The sequence below is a fragment of the Xanthomonas translucens pv. cerealis genome (assembly GCF_006838285.1).
In the GTDB taxonomy this organism is placed as follows: Bacteria; Pseudomonadota; Gammaproteobacteria; order Xanthomonadales; family Xanthomonadaceae; genus Xanthomonas_A; species Xanthomonas_A cerealis.
Genome location: NZ_CP038228.1, coordinates 1,070,259 through 1,090,241 on the forward strand (window position 1 = coordinate 1,070,259; position 19,983 = coordinate 1,090,241).

Annotated in this window: 19 protein-coding genes; 15 read left to right on the top strand and 4 right to left on the bottom strand. The window is 62.1% G+C overall.

Features of this window, described 5'->3' with window-relative positions; genetic code table 11:
• The first annotated feature begins 249 nt into the window (after positions 1-249).
• The 5 genes from E4A48_RS04710 (at position 250) to E4A48_RS04730 (ending at position 5,668) form a co-directional block, all read left to right on the top strand.
• A complete protein-coding gene (locus E4A48_RS04710) occupies positions 250-1,443 on the top strand; it encodes an HlyD family efflux transporter periplasmic adaptor subunit (protein WP_185910716.1) in 1,194 nt (397 codons plus the stop codon).
• Positions 1,436-3,571, top strand: a complete 2,136-nt coding sequence (locus tag E4A48_RS04715; RefSeq protein WP_142741959.1) for a peptidase domain-containing ABC transporter — start codon at positions 1,436-1,438, stop codon at positions 3,569-3,571. Before E4A48_RS04710 ends, E4A48_RS04715 begins: the two co-directional genes overlap by 8 nt.
• A gap of 114 nt (positions 3,572-3,685) precedes the next feature.
• Entirely contained in the window at positions 3,686-3,865 is a 180-nt protein-coding gene (locus tag E4A48_RS04720; RefSeq protein WP_142741960.1) for a hypothetical protein, read from the top strand.
• A 70-nt stretch (positions 3,866-3,935) separates the two neighbouring features.
• Positions 3,936-5,033 carry an ATP-grasp domain-containing protein gene (locus E4A48_RS04725; RefSeq protein WP_142741961.1) on the top strand — a complete coding sequence of 366 codons (1,098 nt, stop codon included), beginning with the start codon at positions 3,936-3,938 and terminating at the stop codon, positions 5,031-5,033.
• A gap of 74 nt (positions 5,034-5,107) precedes the next feature.
• Positions 5,108-5,668 (top strand): hypothetical protein, encoded by a 561-nt coding sequence (locus tag E4A48_RS04730; RefSeq protein WP_260608065.1) that lies wholly within the window; start codon positions 5,108-5,110, stop codon positions 5,666-5,668.
• Positions 5,669-6,308: 640 nt separating this feature from the next.
• Here E4A48_RS04730 and nadC read toward each other — a convergent pair.
• Both nadC and E4A48_RS04740 read right to left on the bottom strand, forming a co-directional pair.
• The gene (gene nadC / locus E4A48_RS04735) at positions 6,309-7,208 is read right to left on the bottom strand and encodes a carboxylating nicotinate-nucleotide diphosphorylase (RefSeq protein ID WP_058195819.1); all 900 of its coding nucleotides are present in this window, start codon (positions 7,206-7,208) and stop codon (positions 6,309-6,311) included.
• Positions 7,205-7,474 (bottom strand): Trm112 family protein, encoded by a 270-nt coding sequence (locus E4A48_RS04740; RefSeq protein ID WP_009598075.1) that lies wholly within the window; start codon positions 7,472-7,474, stop codon positions 7,205-7,207. Before E4A48_RS04740 ends, nadC begins: the two co-directional genes overlap by 4 nt.
• 58 nt (positions 7,475-7,532) lie before the next feature.
• Here E4A48_RS04740 and purE point away from each other — a divergent pair, with 58 nt between their 5' ends.
• The gene (purE, locus tag E4A48_RS04745) at positions 7,533-8,036 is read left to right on the top strand and encodes a 5-(carboxyamino)imidazole ribonucleotide mutase (RefSeq protein WP_053839909.1); all 504 of its coding nucleotides are present in this window, start codon (positions 7,533-7,535) and stop codon (positions 8,034-8,036) included.
• Positions 8,033-9,184, top strand: a complete 1,152-nt coding sequence (locus tag E4A48_RS04750; protein WP_039005219.1) for a 5-(carboxyamino)imidazole ribonucleotide synthase — start codon at positions 8,033-8,035, stop codon at positions 9,182-9,184. Before purE ends, E4A48_RS04750 begins: the two co-directional genes overlap by 4 nt.
• Before the next feature lie 103 nt (positions 9,185-9,287).
• Here E4A48_RS04750 and E4A48_RS04755 read toward each other — a convergent pair whose 3' ends face one another.
• A complete protein-coding gene (locus E4A48_RS04755; RefSeq protein WP_039005218.1) occupies positions 9,288-9,866 on the bottom strand; it encodes a Fe-Mn family superoxide dismutase in 579 nt (192 codons plus the stop codon).
• Positions 9,867-9,993: 127 nt separating this feature from the next.
• Here E4A48_RS04755 and grxD point away from each other — a divergent pair, with 127 nt between their 5' ends.
• The 5 genes from grxD (at position 9,994) to ppnN (ending at position 16,787) form a co-directional block, all read left to right on the top strand.
• The gene (grxD, locus tag E4A48_RS04760) at positions 9,994-10,314 is read left to right on the top strand and encodes a Grx4 family monothiol glutaredoxin (RefSeq protein ID WP_003468232.1); all 321 of its coding nucleotides are present in this window, start codon (positions 9,994-9,996) and stop codon (positions 10,312-10,314) included.
• Positions 10,315-10,325: 11 nt separating this feature from the next.
• Positions 10,326-11,051, top strand: a complete 726-nt coding sequence (locus E4A48_RS04765) for an SDR family NAD(P)-dependent oxidoreductase (RefSeq protein ID WP_039005217.1) — start codon at positions 10,326-10,328, stop codon at positions 11,049-11,051.
• Positions 11,048-11,647, top strand: a complete 600-nt coding sequence (locus E4A48_RS04770) for a MarC family protein (RefSeq protein WP_039005216.1) — start codon at positions 11,048-11,050, stop codon at positions 11,645-11,647. The genes E4A48_RS04765 and E4A48_RS04770 overlap by 4 nt, the downstream gene beginning before the upstream one ends.
• Positions 11,648-11,998: 351 nt before the next feature.
• Positions 11,999-15,289, top strand: a complete 3,291-nt coding sequence (locus E4A48_RS04775; protein ID WP_230812357.1) for a TonB-dependent receptor — start codon at positions 11,999-12,001, stop codon at positions 15,287-15,289.
• 109 nt (positions 15,290-15,398) lie between these two features.
• The gene (ppnN, locus tag E4A48_RS04780; RefSeq protein ID WP_058195821.1) at positions 15,399-16,787 is read left to right on the top strand and encodes a nucleotide 5'-monophosphate nucleosidase PpnN; all 1,389 of its coding nucleotides are present in this window, start codon (positions 15,399-15,401) and stop codon (positions 16,785-16,787) included.
• On the opposite strand, the gene E4A48_RS04785 is transcribed toward ppnN, so the two are convergent.
• Complete coding sequence (locus E4A48_RS04785; RefSeq protein WP_038237519.1) at positions 16,777-17,811, bottom strand: sensor histidine kinase; 1,035 nt, start codon at positions 17,809-17,811, stop codon at positions 16,777-16,779. The two genes, ppnN and E4A48_RS04785, sit on opposite strands and share 11 nt — an antisense overlap.
• Positions 17,812-17,967: 156 nt before the next feature.
• Here E4A48_RS04785 and E4A48_RS04790 point away from each other — a divergent pair, with 156 nt between their 5' ends.
• Genes E4A48_RS04790 through E4A48_RS04800 form a run of 3 tightly spaced genes read left to right on the top strand, consistent with a single transcriptional unit; the run spans position 17,968 to position 19,981 of the window.
• Positions 17,968-18,540 carry a GspH/FimT family pseudopilin gene (locus tag E4A48_RS04790; protein ID WP_080763338.1) on the top strand — a complete coding sequence of 191 codons (573 nt, stop codon included), beginning with the start codon at positions 17,968-17,970 and terminating at the stop codon, positions 18,538-18,540.
• Positions 18,541-18,554: 14 nt separating this feature from the next.
• Complete coding sequence (gene pilV, locus E4A48_RS04795) at positions 18,555-19,025, top strand: type IV pilus modification protein PilV (RefSeq protein WP_003468245.1); 471 nt, start codon at positions 18,555-18,557, stop codon at positions 19,023-19,025.
• Positions 19,022-19,981: a PilW family protein gene (locus E4A48_RS04800; protein ID WP_039005210.1), complete on the top strand. Its 960-nt coding sequence runs from the start codon at positions 19,022-19,024 to the stop codon at positions 19,979-19,981. Before pilV ends, E4A48_RS04800 begins: the two co-directional genes overlap by 4 nt.
• Positions 19,982-19,983 lie beyond the last annotated feature (2 nt).

The following is a 19,983-nucleotide window of genomic DNA, read 5'->3' on the forward strand; positions in this document are numbered from 1 at the left end:
AGAGCGGCGCGGCCGCGGCCGTGAAGTCAGTGCGGCAGGGCAATGGCGAAATTTTGTCCAATACTAAAAGTGTGACTTGTATCACTTTATGCTGCGGTCGGTACCGCAAGAACGGGCCCCACTCAGTGACGGTGCGTACTAGGACGGACACAAACAAGGATGGCCAGTCTTTATCGACAGGAAGTCTATGAGCACCGGCAATCTCAGTCCGTAGGGTCAATCATTCTTCGGCCCCCAAGGATAGGTTGGGTGTCTTTATTGCTATCTGGTTGCTTCGTACTTGCGGCGACTCTCTTTTTAGTCTTTGGTCATTACGTCAGGCATGAAACGGTGTCTGGATATCTAGTGCCCGACGGCGGTATCACAGCGGTGCCCGCTCCGGTTCCAGGAGTTGTCGTTCGAGTACTCGTCCATGAAGGGGAGCGTGTTTCGGCTGGCGAGCCGTTGGCAGAAATCGTCAAGCCACGCGCCAGTGTCCGCTGGGGGGACACGAGCTTAGAGATTGAAAAGCAGTTGCTGAGTAAGCGGATGCGGATCCAGGAAGAAGTAGGCGAGCAACGGCATCTCCGCGCTTTACAAGAACAAGACAGTAACCTACATGCCTCTTCACTTGTGGCTCAAAAGGCGCAGATTTCTGCGCAATTGGAGATTCAGCAGCAACGGCTGCGAGACGCTACAGAGATCTATCGGATGTGGCAACAAGCTGATTCCGGTGTCATAAGCAAGATGCAATTAGCCCAGCAGCATGACGCGGTTTTGCAGGTAAATGCGCAAATTGCAGAGCTGTCACGGCAGCGCCTGTTGATAGAAAGAAGCATGGCTGAGGTTCGGAGTACTCAGCAGCAGCGATTTCCCGAGGCCAACTCCTCACAAATTGCTTTAGAGAAGCAACTGGCTGATGTGGATCAAGAAATTTATGAAAATTCTGAATCGCGCGATGCGGTTATTAAAGCCCCGACTGACGCTATCGTTGGGCCCATATACGCGAACGCAGGCCAATCTCTTGAAGCCGGGCAGCCCTTGCTCAGTCTTTACCCACCGGCTGCCCCCTTACTAGCGGAGCTATGGGTGCCCCCCAAGTCAGGTGGTTTTGTCCGTGCTGGACAGCAAGTCTTGCTTCGTTACAAGTCCTTTCCATATGAGCGCTTCGGGCAGTATGCAGGAGTGGTTCGCTCTGTATCGAGTACGCCGATCGACCCCGCAAATATTAGAACGGTCGGCGCGGAGCTTCCAAAGGCGGCAGCTTATCGCGTATTGGTAGCCCTTGAGCACCCGTACGTTTCTGCCTCAACCACTAGCAGATTGCCCTTGAAGCCAGGCTTGGATGTCGATGCGGCCATCCAATTCGACCGTCAGACGCTAGCCGAATGGCTATTTGAACCTATCTACGGAGCAGTGCGTCGCTGGGGCGAGACGGGGCACGGGGCGTCCAAAGATGATTGAGTTCAGCTGGAGAAGCCTAGGGCGGCGTCGCGCCGTGCCGTTGATACATCAGATGGAGGCAGCGGAATGTGGCTTGGCCTGCCTCGCTATGGTTGCTGGTTATCACGGAAGCGAGATCGACTTGCGCGCTATGCGCAGGCGCTTTAGCAGTTCGATGAAAGGCGTCACCTTAGCAAGAATTGTGGCCATCGCGCACTCCATGGGTTTCACCGCACGGCCCGTCAAAGGCGAGCTCTCCTATCTCGCTGAAGCTCCAACGCCCTGTATCTTGCATTGGGACCTTAGCCATTTCGTCGTGCTCTGCGAGATAAGCTCCAAGCATTTGGTAGTACACGATCCAGCTCGCGGGCGTATTGAGATGACGCTAGCTGAGGCCAGTCGTCATTTCACGGGAATTTTGTTAGAACTGACCCCAAACGAGGAGTTTAAACAAGAGAAAAGCGATGCAAAAATTCCATGGCGGCGCCTGATTGGTAACCATCGCGGAATCGCAAGTTCGTTGACGCAATTGATGCTGTTGGCTCTCGTCATTGAGCTCTTCGCCCTTGCTTTACCTTTTCAGATCCAGTGGGTCATGGATAGTGTCTTAGTTACGCAAGATAAGGATCTTCTTTTTCTTATAACTATAGGATTTGCTGTTCTAGTAATATTTCAAGCAGGTATTGGAATAATCCGGGCTTGGATTGTTAGCTGGCTCGGGGCCTCGTTAATATCGCAATGGATAGGCAATCTTTTTGCGCACCTTCTGCGCTTGCCTGCAGATTTTTTCGAGAAACGGCATATGGGTGATATTGTAAGCCGGTTCTCTTCCGCAAGCGTAATTCAATCGACACTGACGGGAAGCTTGGTAACCGCCCTGTTGGACGGAATTCTCGGCGGGCTATCTCTATTGGTGATGGCCGTGTACAGCATGCCTCTTACGCTCGTTGTCGTTTCAGCTTTCGCTATCTATGGAGGTCTTCGTGCGGCTTCCTATAGGCGATTGCGGCGGGCGAACGAGGAGCAGCTAATATTTAGTGCACGTCAACAGACTGAATTGATGGAGTCGGTTAGAGGAATTAAGACCATAAAGCTCGCGAACAAGCAGGTCGAACGAACCATACGGCTGCGTAATGCGACGGTAGAGATGGCCGATAGAGGGATGGTGGCCCAGCGCGTCACACTGGCGTTTCAAGCTATCAGCCAACTAGTATTCGGAATGCAGTGCGTAATTTTAATTGGCATTGGAGCGTACTTGATTATTGGCAGTGAATTCTCTGCCGGTATGATTGTTGCGTTTTTAGCGTACGCGGACAACTTCTCACAGAAGTCTATTAGCTTCATAGACAAAGTGGTGGAGCTACGGATGGTGCGCATGCATGGTGAGCGAATTGCCGACATCGTGTCTAACGACGCGGAAGAAGATGTTCCGGGTTGGCGCAGTGGAGAACTGCACCAAAGACATATACTTGCAGTGCAAGATCTGAGCTTCCGCTATTCCGATAGCGAGCCATCCATCCTGTCTAAAATTAACTTTGTGATTGAACCAGGCGAGGTGGTGGCGATTACAGGAGTTAGCGGATCTGGAAAGAGTACTTTGGTAAAACTTTTGCTTGGGCTGCTGACGCCGACCGAAGGTGCAGTCGAGATAGATGGTATCGACATACGGAGATACGGTCTGGCTGAGTACCGTGACCTCCTTGGCGCGGTCATGCAGGAGGATTCGCTGTTCGCTGGAACGATTGCTGACAACATCGCTTTCTTCGATCGCGATGTGACACTAGAAAAGGTCGTAGAAGCCGCGAAACTAGCTGAGTTGCACGACGATATCATTGCAATGCCGATGGGTTACGAGTCATTGGTTGGAGACATGGGTTCATCGCTCTCTGGTGGGCAGCGGCAACGACTAGTTCTAGCTAGGGCGCTTTACCGTACTCCCCGTATATTGATCCTCGATGAAGCGACAAGTCAGCTGGATCAGGCGTGCGAGACACGAATTGATCGAGCTGTGCGGCAACTTGATATCTCACGAATCATCATTTCGCATCGACCGAGCACGATAGCGATGGCCGATCGCGTTCTTCGGATCGAAGGTGGCCATGTTAGGGAGGCAAGCGCCTGTCAAACGGGCGGAATTGCAACTGTTTAGGTATAAGAATGTTCTCGCATGGAAGCTGGGACATTGTAGTGCCGCGCGTAAGCGCCGTTTGGGGCGAAAAGGACCGTCCACTATCATTAATTAACAATCAATCGGAGAAGTGCTATGTCTCGCAATAAGGAAATCAAGCCAGTCTGCTACGCGAATAGCCGTGTCCTGACCGAAGATGAGTTGGTCGAAGTCAGCGGTGGTGCCACCTCGCATCCTACCCTGACCGGCGGCGGCGGCGGTATTCCGAGTCACATCGTTGTTCAGCCTGATGGCGACGCTACGATCGACTTCTGATTTATGTGGAAGAGGGGGCAGCTGTCGCTGCCCCCTCTTTAGGGTTGACAATATGGGAGTGCGTATTGCAATGCACCTGATCTATGGCAATAGTGAGGATTACCACGCGGTAGCGGTTGCCTGGGCTATGCGCAAGCTAGGAGCAGAGGTGTTCATATGGGATGGCCTAGGCGCGACCGAGGATGCTCAGATAACCCTGACACCAGGTGCATTGCCCGGTCGCATCCGAATGGGAGCCAGGACGTTAAAAAAATTGGATAGTGTCTGGTTCCGCAGAATCGTCAAGCATGCGCCGATACAAAACGTTGACAGAGAAGCGGTCGAGTTTGTGGAAAATGAATTGAAGTTTGGTCATCTGAATCTTGCGGTATCTGTTCGCGCCGCTGCCAATTTTGTGGTGGGAAATCCATTTCCAGATCAAACACAATGCAAGGCATTCCAGCTAGATACGGCGGCTTCCTTGGGGTTTCTAGTCCGGGAGACGCTGATCTCCACGCATTATGATGAGGTGGTGAACTTTGTGCGTCGAGTGGGCAAGGTCGCCGTGAAGCCGTTTAATCCGTATTTCTGGCACTATGGTGACGAGCAGACATATCGCATCGCCTCAACGACTGTCTTGAATGGAACGGCTGAGCTTGAGTCTGATCAAATTGAGGTTTGTCCCGCGATATATCAGCGATATATCGAGAAGCGGTACGAGCTGCGTGTTACAGTAATTGGGTCTTACATGTTCGCTGCCAAAATCAGTCGGGTCGACGGAGGGTCATTCGTCGATTGGAGATTTGGTATCGGTGGTCGTGAAGCTGTGGTGGAATCGGTTTCCCTCGACCCCTCGACTGAGGCGCGCATTAGGCAGCTTATAGCAGTATTTAATCTCAAGTACGGTTGTTTGGATCTTATTGTGGATCCGAAGGGGGATATCTATTTCCTTGAAATAAACCCCGGCGGGCAGTTTTTGTTCGTTGAGAGCATGGTTAAGGATTTTCCGATGCTCGCGGCATTTGCGAGTATGTTGCGAGCGCAGACGATGGATTTCTCGTTGGTCCAGCAAGATCAAATTGGGCTCCCTCAATTCGAGAGAACTCAGGAGTTCGAGGAAATGGTTAGTCGTAGAGGGACGGTTGTTAAAAGTTCAACCGTCTATAGGCAAGTTGAAGCCACCCACTAAGCTTAGGAGGCGTTTTCATGTACATAATGAGGTCGATCACCCTAGCATTGGCGCTTCTGATGTCAGGGGGGGTAATGGGTAAACCAGCGAAATGCAGCTTTGATAAAAAAGCAATGCTTGCTCTGGAACAAGACAGATTTGACCAGGATGTGAGCAATGGTGGTGGTGGCTGGCGCGCTGTTGCTGCCAAGCCTGGGTGCGAGTTGGCAGCTGCAGATCTGATCAAGGAATACCGCAAAGTGCATTCCGATAGCTCTAGTCTGCTGTTTTGGCACGAGGGGCAACTACGGGCCTTTGCCGGTAACTATGAGGATGCGATTCCATTGATGGAAGCGTCCAGGCAGCCTACAGAAAAAGATCTTGCCGGCTGGAATCCCTATGTTGATGCAACGGTAGCGTTCCTTAGGCACGACGCATCTGCGCTGGTAGCGGCACAGAAAAAACTAAACGCCGTACCTGCTTCGCCGGAACTACCGCCGGTCAAAGATGGCTACATAGAGATGTCGATGGATAATGGTCAGAAGGTTAAGATGCGGTGGCCGATGAACGCTGATGTTGTCGATGGACTAGTGTCGTGCCTCGACAAGAGTTACATGGAGGCGTATAGCTCGGTATGCAGGGGCAAGGGACAGTAAGCGATATGTCTACCACTGAAAGTGGTTTGCCTAGTCGTTGCGCAATGCATTAGTCGTTCTTTCTGCCAAATCGCAGTTCCATGCCTTCATCCTGTGCTCGATCTTGAGATTCGTGATGCGAGGCGCAGTCTCGCTCACGCGCGGACATTCCTGTGTCACGTGCAGTCGATATGGGATCCTCGTTAACGAGGCACTCTGGGCGTGTAGCACCGATGGACCGAGCTGAGTCGCTCACACAACTTGTTAGGGCTGCTGCGATGAGCAGAGTGGTCGCTGCGACCAGACCGCAAGTAGCAGCACGAGTTGTTCGTGCACGGCGAGAAGTGTCCATCACATTTCCTCACTTGAACAGTAGCAGTGTGTCCTGTGCCCATGGAGGGCAAGATGTAGCTCTTCTGATAACTAGTGAATGATAGCACTTGGACGGGGATGGTCTGGGAGTCGCTCTTTTGGAACCAGCGGTTCCAGGACGTCCGTACGGTTCAGCTTACTTGGATCCCTGTTCGCCAGGGATGCGGTTACATGGCAGACCCGGCATACGCGCAAACCGCATGGGCACTCAACTGCATTGTTTATGACCTGCTTTATCATCGAGAGCGGCGAGGCAATGCGATATCCCTTCGATTCGCTTGGATGCGATCTAGCTTAACCAGCAACAGTTGCTATGCGGAGGCGGTCCCAGCTTCAGCGACAGATCCACCGCCTGCACGTGCTTGGTCAGCGCGCCGATGGAGATGCAGTCCACGCCGTCGGCGGCGATCGCGCGCACGCCGTCCAGATCGACGCCGCCGGAGACCTCCAACGGAATCGCGCGGTGGAACGGCGCGGCGGCGGCGATCGCCACCGCCTCGCGGCGTTGCGCCGCGTCGAAATCGTCGATCAGGATGCGGTCGCAGCCCACCGTCAACGCTTCGCGCAGTTGCGCCAGCGTTTCCACCTCCACCACCAGCGGCAGCTGCGGCCACTGCGCACGCGCCGCCTGCACCGCCGCGCTCAGCGAACCGGCGGCGTGGATGTGGTTTTCCTTCAGCATCACCGTGTCGTACAAGCCGAAGCGGTGGTTGCTGCCGCCGCCGCAGCGCACCGCGTACTTCTGCGCCAGGCGCAGGCCGGGCAGGGTCTTGCGCGTGTCGAGGATGCGCGCGCCGGTGCCGGCGACTGCGGCCACGTAAGCGGCGGTGGCGGTGGCGGTGGCGGACAGGGTCTGCAGGAAGTTCAGCGAGGCGCGCTCGGCGCTGACCAGCGCGCGGCTCCGCCCGTGCAACAGCGCCAGCACGGTGCCGGCGGCCACGTGCTCGCCCTCGGCGATGTGCCAGTCGATCCGCACCTGCGGGTCCAGTGCGCGGTGGCAGGCGTCGAACCAGGGCCGGCCAGCGATCACCGCGTCCTGCTTGCACAGCAGGTAGGCGCGGTCGGCGCGGTCGGGCAACAACGCCGCGGTGACGTCGCCGCTGCCGATGTCCTCGGCCAGCGCGCGTGCCACGTCGGCGTCGATCCGTTCCTGCGCGGGCGCCTGCAGCGGCACCGCGGTGGCGCTCATTTGCCGGGGAAGTCGGCGAGTTGGGCGGTGCCGATCGCTTCTTCGGCCAACAGCACCGGGATGCCGTCGTCGACGCGGAACACCTGCTTGCGGTCGCGGGTGATCAGCGCCTCGCGCAGCGCCTGCGCCTGCGGGCTGCCGTCGGCGCGCTGCACGCCGCCGGCGGCGATGGCGCGGTTCAGCGCCTCCAGCCCGCGCGCATCCAGCAGGGCCAGCGGTTGGCGGGTGTCGGGCGAGCACAGCAGGTCGAGCAGTTTGCGATCCATCCGGTCTTCGTCTTGCGTGGAAGACGGCTAGAATACGTCTTTAAGGCAGGGGACGGCCATGACCTCCAAGCAAACCACGCCGCTCGTCGGCATCGTGATGGGTTCCCGCTCCGACTGGGAGACCATGCAGCATGCGGCGCAGAAGCTCGACGCGTTGGGCGTGCCCTATGAAGTGAAGGTGGTGTCCGCGCACCGCACCCCGGACGTGCTGTTCGCCTATGCCGAAGCGGCCGGCGCGCGCGGCCTGCGCGCGATCGTGGCCGGCGCCGGCGGCGCCGCGCATCTGCCGGGCATGCTCGCGGCCAAGACCGCGGTGCCGGTGCTCGGCGTGCCGGTGCAGTCCAAGGCGCTGAACGGCCTGGATTCGCTGCTGTCGATCGTGCAGATGCCGGCCGGCATCCCGGTGGCCACGTTCGCGATCGGCAATGCCGGTGCGGCCAATGCCGCGCTGTTCGCCGCGGCGATGCTGGCCGCCGAGCACGCCGACATCGGCGCAGCGCTGGACGCCTTCCGCCAGCGCCAGACCGACGAGGTGATGGCCAAGGACGACCCGCGCCAATGACCACCAGCGTCGGAATTCTGGGCGGCGGCCAGCTGGCGCGCATGCTCGCCGTGGCCGGTGCGCCGCTGGGCCTGCGCTTCGTGATGCTGGATACGGTGGCCGACGCCTGCGCCGGCCAGGTGGCGCCGCTGCAGGTCGGCGACTACCGCGACGAGGCGGCGCTGGCCGCGTTCGCCGCGAAGGTCGACGTGGTCACCTTCGATTTCGAGAACGTGCCGGCGGCCAGCGCGCAGTGGCTGGCGGAGCGGGTGCCGGTGTTCCCGAACCCGCGCGCGCTGGCGGTGGCGCAGGATCGCCTTGCCGAGAAGACCCTGTTCCGCGAATTGGGCATCCCGGTGCCGGAGTTCGCCGCGATCGGCAGCCGCGCCGAACTGGACGCGGCGCTGGCGCAGGTCGGTATCCCATGCATTCTCAAGACCCGGCGCCTGGGCTACGACGGCAAGGGCCAGTTCCGGATCACGTCCGCGGCCGATGCCGATGCGGCGTGGGTCGCGCTGGGCGCGCAGGCAGCCAGCGTGGGCCTGATCGTGGAAGCCTTCGTGCCGTTCCAGCGCGAGATCAGTGTGGTCGCGGTGCGCGGCCGCGACGGCGAGTTCCGCACCTGGCCGCTGACCGAGAACTGGCATGTGCAGGGCGTGCTGTCGGCCAGCCTGGCCCCGGCGCAGGCCGATGCGGCGCTGCAGCGGGCCGCCATCGCCCACGCGCAGGCGCTGGCCGAGCGCCTGCAGTACGTGGGCGTATTCGCGTTGGAGCTGTTCTGCCGCGACGGCGAACTGCTCGCCAACGAGATGGCGCCGCGCGTGCACAACTCCGGCCACTGGACCATCGAAGGCGCGGAGACCTCGCAGTTCGAGAACCATCTGCGCGCGGTGCTGGGCCTGCCGCTGGGCTCCACGCGCATGCTCGGCCATGCCTGCATGCTCAACTGGATCGGGCAGATGCCCGACACCGCACCGGTGCTGGCGCAGCCGGGCGGACATTGGCACGACTACGGCAAGGAAGCGCGGGAAGGCCGCAAGGTCGGCCACGCCACGCTGCGCGAGGACACGCCTGCGGCGCTGGCGCAGGCGTTGCAGACGGTTGCTGCGCAGTTGCAGCGCGACGAGCAGGTCGCCCCGGTGATCGAGGCGCTGCGCGGGCAGGGCTGAGCGGGTGCCGACGGTCGCGCCTCGGCCATGCCTGGGCGTGGCCGGGGCGACGCAACGATGCCGGCGGCCGGTCAGACCGAATCCCGAATCCCGAATGCCGGCTTCAAACCAGATTCGCGGCCACGAACTCCCAGTTCACCAGCTTCCAGAACGCTTCCAGGTAGCGCGCACGGTCGCCGCGGTAGTCGATGTAGTAGGCGTGTTCCCACAGGTCGCAGGCCAGCAGCGGGGTGTCCTCGCCGGTCAGCGGCGAGCCGGCGTTGACGGTGGCGAGCAGCGCCAGCGTGGCGTCCGGGCGTTGCACCAGCCACACCCAGCCCGAGCCGAACACAGCCAGCGCCATGCGCTCGAACTCGGCCTTGAAACGTGCGAAATCGCCGAAGTTCCTGGCGATGCGCTCGCCGAGCGCGCCGCCCGGTTCGCCGCCGCCGCGCGGGCGCAGTCCGCGCCAATAGAACGCGTGGTTCCAGACCTCGGCCGCGTGCTGGAACAGGCGGCCCTGGGTGCGGCGCACCAGGTCCTGCAGCGGCAGTTCCGCGAATTCGCTGCCGGCGATCTGCGCATTGATGCGTTCGACCAGCGCACGCTGGTGCTGGCCGTGGTGCTGGTCCAGGGCCTCGGCGGACAGGTGCGGCGCCAGCGCCGCGCGGTCGTACGGCAGGGGAGCGAGTTCGATGGCCATGGATCCTCTGGAGCGGTTTTGGGGGCGTGTTTCGGTACTGCCATGCGCAGGGCTTACACTATGCGGCTACGCGAAAGTCTAGCCGACCGCAAAGGTCGTTCTTTCGCCCCAGCAGGAGAAAACCCGCATGCAGGTGATGGAGCGCATCCAGGCCGACGTCGAACGCCATCCCATCGTGTTGTTCATGAAGGGCACGCCGCAGTATCCGATGTGCGGGTTTTCCAGCCGAGCGCTGCAGGCCCTGCTGGCCGCCGGCGCCGATCGGCTGCACACCGTCAACGTGCTCGACGAGCCCGAGATCCGCGCCAATCTGCCGCGCCATTCGAACTGGCCGACGTTCCCGCAGCTGTTCATCCACGGCGAACTGATCGGCGGCTGCGACATCACCATGGAACTGTTCGAATCCGGCGAGCTGCAGCGCATCGTGGCCGAGGCCTACCAGCCGTGACAGCGGCGGCCATGCCGAACGCGGGCGTGCTGGCGCAGCGCGTGGTGTTGGTGTGCGGTGCCGCCGGCGGGCTGGGCAGCGCCGCGGCAATGGCCTGCGCCCAGGCCGGCGCCACGGTGGTGCTGCTCGGGCACAAGCCGGCGCGCCTGAACCGGGTTTACGACGCGATCGCCGCCATCGGCGCGCAGCCGCTGCTGTATCCGCTGGACCTGCTCGGCGCCACGCCGGAAGACTATGCGACGCTGGCCGCGCGGGTGCAGGCCGAACTCGGGCGGCTCGACGGGCTGTTGCATTGCGCCGCCGATTTCGTCGGCCTGACCCCGTTCGAGCACGCCGACCCGGCGCAGTTCGCGCGCGCGATCCACATCAACCTGACCGCCCCGGCTTGGCTGACCCAGGCCTGCCTGCCGCTGCTGAAGCAGGCCGCGGACGCGGCGATCGTGTTCGCGCTCGACGACCCGGCGCGTGTCGGCCAGGCTTACTGGGGCGGCTACGGCGTGGCCCAGCATGGCCGCCGCGGCCTGCTGGCGACTCTGCACGGCGAACTGGCGGCCTCGACGGTGCGCGTGGCCGGGCTGCAACCCGGGCCGATGCGCAGCGCGCTGCGCGCACGCGCCTACACTCACCAGGAAGACCTAGACGCGGTCGATCCAGCGCACTACGCCGCCGCCTGCGTGGAACTGCTGGCGCCCGCCGGCGCCGCGCACCGCGGCGCGATCTGGAATCCCCTGGCATGACCATCCTGTCGGCAGCCCTGCTGTTGTTCCTGATCCTCGACCCGCTGGGCAACATCCCGGTGTTCCTCAGCGTGCTCAAGCCGTTGCCGGCCAAGCGCCAGCGCGTGGTGCTGGCGCGCGAGCTGCTGATCGCGCTGGGCGTGCTGATGGCGTTCCTGTGGGGCGGCAAGTACGCGCTGGAAGTGATGCATCTGCGCCAGGAATCGGTGTCGATCGCCGGCGGCATCGTACTGTTCCTGATCGGCATCCGCATGATCTTCCCGCGCCCGGAAGGGCTGATGGGCGAGATTCCCGACGGCGAGCCGTTCATCGTGCCGCTGGCGATCCCGCTGGTGGCCGGGCCGTCGGGCATGGCCGCGGTGATGCTGATGGGCAGCAACGAACCCGCCCGGCTGGGCGAATGGAGCCTGGCGCTGATCCTGGCCTGGATCGGCACCTCGGCGCTGCTGTTTTCCGGCACGCTGTTGTACAAGCTGCTCGGCATGCGCGTGCTGATCGCGGTCGAGCGGCTGATGGGCATGCTGCTGGTGGCGATCTCGGTGCAGATGTTCCTGGACGGCCTCGGCGTCTATCTGAAGCTGCCGGTCGCCGGCTGAGCGGCGGTCTGCCGCGTGCGCTCGCGTGGTGCTGCGCTATATCTCTGTCGATTCGTGCCAATGCTGCAACGCGCAGCATATTGGCGGCGATCGCACGCCAGCTGCGCTGGCGCAGACGGCATGAACACGCAAACTGTGATGTAGAGGGCGTCATGTCCGTTTATGCCAGTTCGTCACGTTTCGGCAACAAATCGGCCCTATGGTGTTAAACTCGCGTTAATGCTTGCGGGGGATCCAGCAAGGTGGCACGAACCTCATTCCGCTGCCGTGCGCCGACCAAGACGGCGCGCCATGCGCATTTCGTCAATTTCCATTGAGGCTATTGCAATGACTCAACCCCGCCGTCTCCGGATGTCCAAGCTCACCCTTGGCCTCGTTGCTGCGCTCGCCGCCGCCCCCGTGTTCGCCCAGAGCACCTCCTCCGGCATCGGTGGCATGGTCACCCACAATGGCCAGCCCGTCGCGGGCGCCGAAGTGACCATTACCCACGTCGAGTCCGGAACGGTCAGCCGCGCCAGCACCGATGCGAGCGGCCGCTACAACGCGCGCGGCCTGCGCGTCGGCGGCCCATACAACGTCACCATCACCAAGTCTGGCGATGGCACCCAGACCCAGGAAGGCATCTATCTGAGCCTGGATCAGGTCGCCAGCGTCAATGCGCAGCTGACCGGCGACGTCGCCACGCTGGAGTCCATGCAGGTCACCGCCGCGCGCGGTTCCGAGGCGTTCACCTCGGACAACAAAGGCATTTCCACCAACCTGTCGCGCGGCGATCTCGACCGCACGCCGATGCCGGACCGCTCGATCCAGAACGTGGTGCGTTCCGATCCGCGCGTCGTGGTCACCGACCGCGATCGCGGCGCGTTCTCGGCAATGGGCCAGAACAATCGCTACAACAGCATCACCGTCGACACCATCAGCGCGGGCGATCCCTTCGGTCTGACCGACAACGGCCTGCCGACCAAGGGCACGCCGATCTCGCAGGACGCGATCGAGAGCTACAACATCTCCACCGCCAACTTCGACGTCGCCACCCGTCGCGGCGTGGGCGCTTGGGTCAATGCCGTCACCAAGAGCGGTACCAACGATTTCCACGGCTCGGCTTACTACGTCTACCAGAATGCCGACGACATGATCGGCAAGGGCGAGACCGACGCGAAGTGGACCGGTTACACCAGAGACACCACCAAGGGTGCGACCCTGGGCGGCCCAATCCTCAAGGACAAGCTATTCTTCTTCGCTTCCTACGAGGAGAGCAAGAAGGAGGCCCCGGGCGCGATCTGGGGCACCTCCGATTCCAGCGCCATCAGCAAGGTGAGCGGCGTAACCACGGCGCAGCTCCAGCAGATCACCACGACCGCGCAGAACCTCGGGCTTTCGCCGGGCGACGACGGTTCGGCCAGCACCGACATCGAAAGCAAGCGCTACCTGGCCAAGCTCGACTGGAACATCAGCGACTACCACCGCGCCAGCCTGCGCTTCAGCCGTACCGAAGAAGACGAGCCGATCATCACCGCCAGCAGTTCCACACAGCTGAAGCTGTCGAGCAACTGGTACGTGTTGAACAAGACCAACACCAGCTATGCGCTGAGCTTCTACGACGACTGGAGCGAGAAGTTCTCCACCGAAGCGTCGGTGGGCTACAGCAAGTTCGAGCAGGACCGTGCGCCGCTGGTCGGCGGCTACCAGCCCGAAATCACCGTGCGCACCAGTGGCGCGGACAGCGGCAGCAGCGTGCTGCTCGGCACCGACTATTCCAGCCAGGCCAATGTGCTCAGCGTCGAGAGCTGGAACGCGTACTTCGCCGGTAGCTGGTTCCTCGGCGACCATGTGGTCAAGGCCGGTATCGACTACCAGCAGGACGAGGTCTACAACCTGTTCCTGCAGCGCTACAACGGCACCTACGAGTTCAACTCGATTGCCGATTTCGTCAATGGCACCTACCGCCGCTACCGCCTGTCGCAGCCGGCGGCGGGCTATACGCTGGACAACGTCGCCGCCATCTTCAAGATGAAGCAGTACGGCCTGTTCCTGCAGGACACGTGGCAGGCGACGGAGCGTCTGTCGATCCAGTACGGCCTGCGCTACGACGTGCCGAAGGTCAATCCGATGCCGACCTACAATCCGTGTTTCGCCGCGGACGCGGGCGTCACCGGCAATTTCGGCGCGTGCGGCCTGCGCGCGACCCCGGCCAACGCCAACGCGTCAGTGGGTGGCTTCGGCTTCTCCAACACCGGCACCATCGACGGCAACAGCGTCCTGCAGCCGCGCTTCTCCTTCAACTACGACCTGGATACCGAGCGTCCGACCCAACTGCGTGGCGGTGCCGGTCTGTTCGTCTCCAATACCCCGGCGGTGTGGGTGGGTAACCCGTATTCCAACAATGGCGTTGCTGTGACCACCTACGACGTCAACCGCCGGAAGACCGCGACCGATCCGGCGTTCAGCTCCAATCCGCTGGGCCAGCCAGTCCCGGGCGGCACGGTAACCCCGCCGGGCCTGGGGAGCTCCAGCATGACCATGAACGTGGTCGATCCGAACTTCGACTTGCCGGCGGTCTACAAATACACCCTGGGCCTGGACCACCAACTGCCGTGGCAGGACCTGGTGTTCACCGCGGAATATCAGCATCTCGACGTCGACAAAGGCATCCTGTACCAGGATTTGAACATGGGTACGCCGACCGGCACGCTGCCGGATGGCCGCTATACCTATGCGCGCTTCCCGAACCAGGCGCCGGGCAGCACCAACACCGCGAACTGGAACAAGAATGCGTCGTTCAGCAACGTCATCTATCTGACCAATACGGACAAGGGTAAGTCGGACAACTTCACCGTGTCGTTGAAGAAGCCCTTCGACGGCACCTGGAGCGCGATGCTGGCCTACACCTACAGCCGCGCCACCGAAGTAAACCCAGGTACCTCCAGCGTCGCCTACAGCAGCTATCAGAATCGCGCCTGGTACAACCCGTCCGACGACGCCGCAGGCATTTCCAATTACTCCATCCCCAACCGCATCATCGCGCAGCTGAGCTGGGAGCATAAGTTCTTCGGCGACTACGCGACCCGCGTTTCCGCGTTCTACGACGGCCACAACGGCGCGCCGTACAGCTGGGTGTTCGGCAACGATGCCCAGGGCCTGGGTCTGTCGTCCGGCCGCTCGCTGGCTTACGTGCCGTCCGGTCCGAGCGACGTGGTCTGGGCCAACGCGACCTCGCAGCAGCTGTCCTCGTCGTTCTGGGACTACATCGGCAAGCATCCGGAGCTGGCGCGCTACAAGGGGGACGTTGCCGAGCGCAATTCCTCGCGTGCGCCGTGGGTGAACCAGTTGGACATGTCCTTCAGCCAGGAAATTCCCGGCTTCGCCAAGGGCCACAAGGGCGAGATCCGCCTGGACATGTTCAATGTGTTGAACATGCTCAACAAGGATTGGGGTGTGGAGCGCCGTGCCGACTTCCCGCTGGTGCGCAACCTGGCCAACGTGGCCGGCGTCACCGCGGACGGCAAGTACATCTACGATATCTCCAGCACCAGCCTGTACAACCGCAACGGCACCTATGCGCCGACCGATCTGGCCATCAACGAAACGCAGAACCCGTCGCAGCGCTGGTCGCTGCTGCTGACGCTGCGCTACACGTTCTAACCAGGCCTTCGCGCAGGCGTTACATGAAACGGCCGGGGCAACCCGGCCGTTTTCTTTTGCGGAAGCTGACGCTACAGTCGCCGTTGACGACAACGACAAGAATTGCGATATGACGACGAGCAATACGGCGGCGCGGGCGCTGCCGGTAGTGGATGCGCGGATCTACCCGCGCGGCGCCCTGGACATCCTCTCGCGCGTGGAAGTGGTGCGCCTGCGCGACGCGTCCAGCGGAGGGCTGCACGAACTGCTGCGGCGCTGCGCGCTGGCGGTGCTGACCAGTGGCAGTGCGTCCGACGACCCCCGCGCCGCGCGCGACCTCTATCCGGACTTCGACATCCAGGTGGTGCAGCGCGATCGCGGCGTGCGCATCGACCTATCCAATGCGCCGGCGATGGCGTTCGTGGATGGGGAGATCATCAATGGCGTGGCCGAGCTGCTGTTCGCCGTGGTCCGCGACCTGGCCTACATGGCGATCGAACTGGGGCCGGAATCGGCCGCCGACCTGGAGTCCGGCGAAGGCATCACCAATGCCGTGTTCGGGCAGCTGCGCAACGCGCGCATCCTGCAACCGGCCGATCCCAACCTGGTGGTGTGCTGGGGCGGCCATTCGATCTCGCGCGACGAATATCTGTACACCAAGCAGGTCGGCTACGAGCTGGGCCTGCGCGGGCTGGACATCTGCACCGGCTGCGGCCCGGGCGCGATGAAGGGGCCGATGAAGGGTGCCACCATCGCCCATGCCAAGCAGCGCAAGCACGACAACCGCTACATCGGCCTCACCGAGCCGGGCATCATCGCCGCCGAGTCGCCGAACCCGATCGTCAACCACCTGGTGATCATGCCGGATATCGAGAAGCGCCTGGAGGCCTTCGTCCGCATCGGCCACGGCATCATCGTGTTCCCCGGCGGCGTCGGCACCGCCGAGGAGATCCTGTACCTGCTCGGCATCCTGCTGCGCGAGGAGAACCGCGGGCTGCCGTTCCCGCTGCTGCTGACCGGCCCGACCATCGCCGCGCCGTATTTCCAGCAGATCGACCGCTTCCTGCGCCTGACCCTGGGCGAGGTCGCTACCTCGCGCTACGAGATCGTGGTCGGCGATCCGGTCGCGGTGGCGCGCAAGATGGCCGAGGGCATCCAACAGGTGCGCCTGCACCGCAAGGACCAGAAGGACGCGTTCTACTTCAACTGGTCTGTGGACATCCCGCTGGAATACCAGCGTCCGTTCGTGCCGACCCACGAGGCGATGGCCGCGCTCGACCTGCACCACGGGCGCCCGCCGCACGCGCTGGCGGCGGATCTGCGCCGTGCCTTCTCCGGCATCGTTGCCGGCAACGTCAAGGAAGACGGCATGCGCCGCATCGAGCAGTACGGCCCGTTCGAGATCCATGGCGACGCGGACATGATGCAGGCCCTGGACGCACTGCTGCGCGCCTTCGTCGAGCAGCGCCGGATGAAGATTTCCGGCGAGTACCGGCCTTGTTATCGGGTCATGGCCTGAGTTCGATCCGGATCGTCGCCACGAACAACGCGTCGTCCTCCAGGCCCGTGCTCAGGACGCCGCCCTGCATGCTTTCCAGGCGCGTGCGCAATGCCGACAATCCGACCCGGTGGCCACGACCCAGGTGCGGCGTGGAACCGGCCGGGGGCAGCGTATTGCTGACCTCGATCTTCAGTCGGTTGTGGGCTTGGCCGATGGCGATGCGGATCTCGCCGCCATCGGGCGAGCATTCGATCCCGTGATGCACTGCGTTCTCGACCAGGGGTTGCAGCGAAAGCCGCGGGACTCTGGCCTGCGGCAGCGGCGACGGCAGCTCCCAGCGCACGCGCAGGCGCGGTCCGAAACGAATGGCTTCGATGTCGAGATAGCGCCTCGCCAGGTCGATTTCGTCGTCGAGGCTGACCAGGTCGGGCGTTGCCAGCGCGGCGCGGAACAGATCGGATAGATCCATCAGCAACTGCTCGACTTGCTGCGGTTGGCGATGCACCAGCATCACCGCGGTATTGAGCGTATTGAACAGGAAGTGCGGCTGCACGCGCGCGGTGAGCGCGTCGATTTCCGCCTGCTTGGCGCGTTCGACCAATTGCTTGATGCGGATATGGTTGTTCAGCGCGGCCATACCGAGCAGGCCGATCAGCAAGGTGATGCCGGACAGCTGCAGCGAGAGCGTCAGCCATGCTGCGGTCGACAGCTGCCAGTAGTCGCCGAACGCAGACAGGATCACCCAGCTGATCAACCAGGTCAGCAACTGCATCAGGCCAAGCGTCGCGGCAGTGATCGGCAGGATGCCTCTGCCGGCCAGGGCGCGGCGCAGCATCAGCAGGCTGGCCAGGGTCAGCAATGCCACCCATTGGATACCGAGCGAGGCCAGGCCGAAGTAGACCCAGCGGTTTCCCCCTGGGCCCTGGCTCGGGGTCAGCGCCAGAATGGCGGCGATGCATTCGCCGGCCATGACGATCCAGATCAGCGTGGATGGTTGCTTGAGCACTTGCAACTGGTCGTTCGAGTACGCGGGGGAGGGCATCGAGAGCGGGCGGAGGAGGGCGGACGCGCATCATGCCGGCAACGGCGCCGGTTCGCACGATCCGTCCAGCCGCCCATATCCGCCATCCGTCGGCAATGGCTGGTGCGGCGGCGGTACACCCGTTAGCGTTCGCCTGGGGAAATTTGGGGAAACGATATGTGTGTTCCTGAGCAGCGCCGCCTTGCCGTATCCAGGCTGCGCGGGTTCACGCTGGTAGAGCTGATGGTCACGGTCGCCGTGCTGGCGATCATCATGGCGTTGGCATTTCCCAGCTTCACCATGCTGATCCGCAGCAACCGCTTGACCAGCACCGCCAATGAGTTGGTCGCCGCCTTGCAGGTATCGCGCTCGGAGGCGGTGCGCCTGAACGGCGGGGTCAGTCTGTGCCGCAGCGACAACGGCAGCACCTGCGCCAGCGGCGGCGACTGGACCCATGTGCTGACGGTGGCGCGCGACGGCACCGTGTTGCGGACAACGACGCTGCGCACCGGACTGTCCGTTTCCAGTTCGGCACTGGATGCGCTGGGCGACAAGCTCACGTTCAATGCCGACGGTATCGCCCGCGACAGCAACGGTACGCCATTGAACAGCGATGCAGTGCTCGTCGTTTGCATGCCGGTCACCAGTCCCTCCGACAACGTGCGCAGCGTGTCCATGAGCGGGGGCAGTCGGGTTTCCATCGCGCGTAGTTCGAACGGCGGCCAATGTTCGGCCCAGACCGCTCCTTGACAAGCAGAGGCGCCATGAAACGATTCCACAGCGGCAGGAACATCGCCGGCGTCACCCTCATCGAGGTGATGATCTCCGTGCTGATCCTCGGGATCGGCATGCTCGGCGTGGCCGCGATGCAGACCACCGCGCTACGCAACAACCAGAGCGCGATGCAGCGCAGTCAGATCGTCATGCAGACCTACACCATTCTGGATGCGATGCGCGCCAACCGCGACGCTGCGCTGATCGGCAAATACAACACTGCCGGCATGGTCTGCAAGCCGCCGACCGGCGGCAGCCTGATCCAGAATGATCAAGCCGCGTGGCTTGGCGCTCTGCAAAACACCATCGGCGGCGATCCCACGACGACCTGCGGTTCTATTGCATGCCTGGATGGCAAATGTAAGGTCAGCATCCAGTGGGACGATAGCCGTGCTGCAGATGCCAGCCAGTCCCGTATTGGTAGTGCCACGCAGACGCTCGATACGGTGACGCAGCTGTGAAGCCTTCTTTTCTTCGCACCTCACCGTCCCGTCAGTCCGGCTTCAACCTGGTCGAACTGATGATTTCGATGCTGCTCGGCTTGCTGGTCGTCGGCGCTGCCATCGGCATCTTCCTGTCCAATCGCAAGACCTACGCGGCCACCGAAGGCCTGAGCCGGGTGCAGGAATCGGCCCGCATCGCCTTCGAAATGATGGCCCGGGATATCCGAGAGGCGGGCGGTAACCCCTGCGACTCCGGGTTGCCTGTGGCCAACGTACTGTCTGATCCCACGTCCGAGTGGTGGAAGAACTGGGCGCAGCCGCTGCAGGGCTTCGACAACAGCGGCCCGCCGGGTATCACCTCCAAGAGCGGCACCGATGCGATCCAGGTCCTGTCCGCAAGCAATGGTGGCGCCACCGTCACTGCGCACAACGCCGGCAGCCAGACCCTGACGCTCAACGCCGCCGCCGCCGATCTTCATACCAATGCGGTGATGTTGCTGTGCGACCGGCAACAGGTTGCAGTGCTGCAAGCCGATGGCGTCTCGGGCACCAGTGTTACCTACAAGAGCGGCGCCTTGAACGCATGCAATCGGCTAGGACGTCTGCCGGGAGTCTGTGCTGCCGGCTCCAATAACTACACCTACGAGATGAATTCCCTGCTGACCGAGTTGCGCGCGGTGCGTTGGTATGTCGCGGACAACCCGCGCGGCACCTCGCTATACCAGGCTGTGCTCGGGCCGGGCGGCACGGTCAACGCAAACGAAATCACCGAAGGTGTCTCGAATTTGCAGTTCGAGTATCTGGTTACCGGAAAGAGCGGCTACGTCACAGGCGCTGCCGTCGCTGATTGGGCCAACGTGGTTGCGGTCAAGATCACCATGACGGTCAATTCCGGGGACGCCGTGAGCAGCGACAACACGCCGCTGTCGCGTGAATTCACGACCATCGTGAGCATCAGGAACAGGAATTCGTGAGC

Excerpts from the sequence above, each read along its gene's own strand:
- E4A48_RS04715 (WP_142741959.1), top strand. The coding sequence starts at position 1,436 with ATGATTGAGTTCAGCTGGAGAAGCCTAGGGCGGCGTCGCGCCGTGCCG.
- E4A48_RS04720 (WP_142741960.1), top strand. The coding sequence starts at position 3,686 with ATGTCTCGCAATAAGGAAATCAAGCCAGTCTGCTACGCGAATAGCCGT.
- E4A48_RS04725 (WP_142741961.1), top strand. The coding sequence starts at position 3,936 with ATGCACCTGATCTATGGCAATAGTGAGGATTACCACGCGGTAGCGGTT.
- E4A48_RS04730 (WP_260608065.1), top strand. The coding sequence starts at position 5,108 with ATGGGTAAACCAGCGAAATGCAGCTTTGATAAAAAAGCAATGCTTGCT.
- nadC (WP_058195819.1), bottom strand. The coding sequence starts at position 7,208 with ATGAGCGCCACCGCGGTGCCGCTGCAGGCGCCCGCGCAGGAACGGATC.
- E4A48_RS04740 (WP_009598075.1), bottom strand. The coding sequence starts at position 7,474 with ATGGATCGCAAACTGCTCGACCTGCTGTGCTCGCCCGACACCCGCCAA.
- purE (WP_053839909.1), top strand. The coding sequence starts at position 7,533 with ATGACCTCCAAGCAAACCACGCCGCTCGTCGGCATCGTGATGGGTTCC.
- E4A48_RS04750 (WP_039005219.1), top strand. The coding sequence starts at position 8,033 with ATGACCACCAGCGTCGGAATTCTGGGCGGCGGCCAGCTGGCGCGCATG.
- E4A48_RS04755 (WP_039005218.1), bottom strand. The coding sequence starts at position 9,866 with ATGGCCATCGAACTCGCTCCCCTGCCGTACGACCGCGCGGCGCTGGCG.
- grxD (WP_003468232.1), top strand. The coding sequence starts at position 9,994 with ATGCAGGTGATGGAGCGCATCCAGGCCGACGTCGAACGCCATCCCATC.
- E4A48_RS04765 (WP_039005217.1), top strand. The coding sequence starts at position 10,326 with ATGCCGAACGCGGGCGTGCTGGCGCAGCGCGTGGTGTTGGTGTGCGGT.
- E4A48_RS04770 (WP_039005216.1), top strand. The coding sequence starts at position 11,048 with ATGACCATCCTGTCGGCAGCCCTGCTGTTGTTCCTGATCCTCGACCCG.
- E4A48_RS04775 (WP_230812357.1), top strand. The coding sequence starts at position 11,999 with ATGTCCAAGCTCACCCTTGGCCTCGTTGCTGCGCTCGCCGCCGCCCCC.
- ppnN (WP_058195821.1), top strand. The coding sequence starts at position 15,399 with ATGACGACGAGCAATACGGCGGCGCGGGCGCTGCCGGTAGTGGATGCG.
- E4A48_RS04785 (WP_038237519.1), bottom strand. The coding sequence starts at position 17,811 with ATGCCCTCCCCCGCGTACTCGAACGACCAGTTGCAAGTGCTCAAGCAA.
- E4A48_RS04790 (WP_080763338.1), top strand. The coding sequence starts at position 17,968 with ATGTGTGTTCCTGAGCAGCGCCGCCTTGCCGTATCCAGGCTGCGCGGG.
- pilV (WP_003468245.1), top strand. The coding sequence starts at position 18,555 with ATGAAACGATTCCACAGCGGCAGGAACATCGCCGGCGTCACCCTCATC.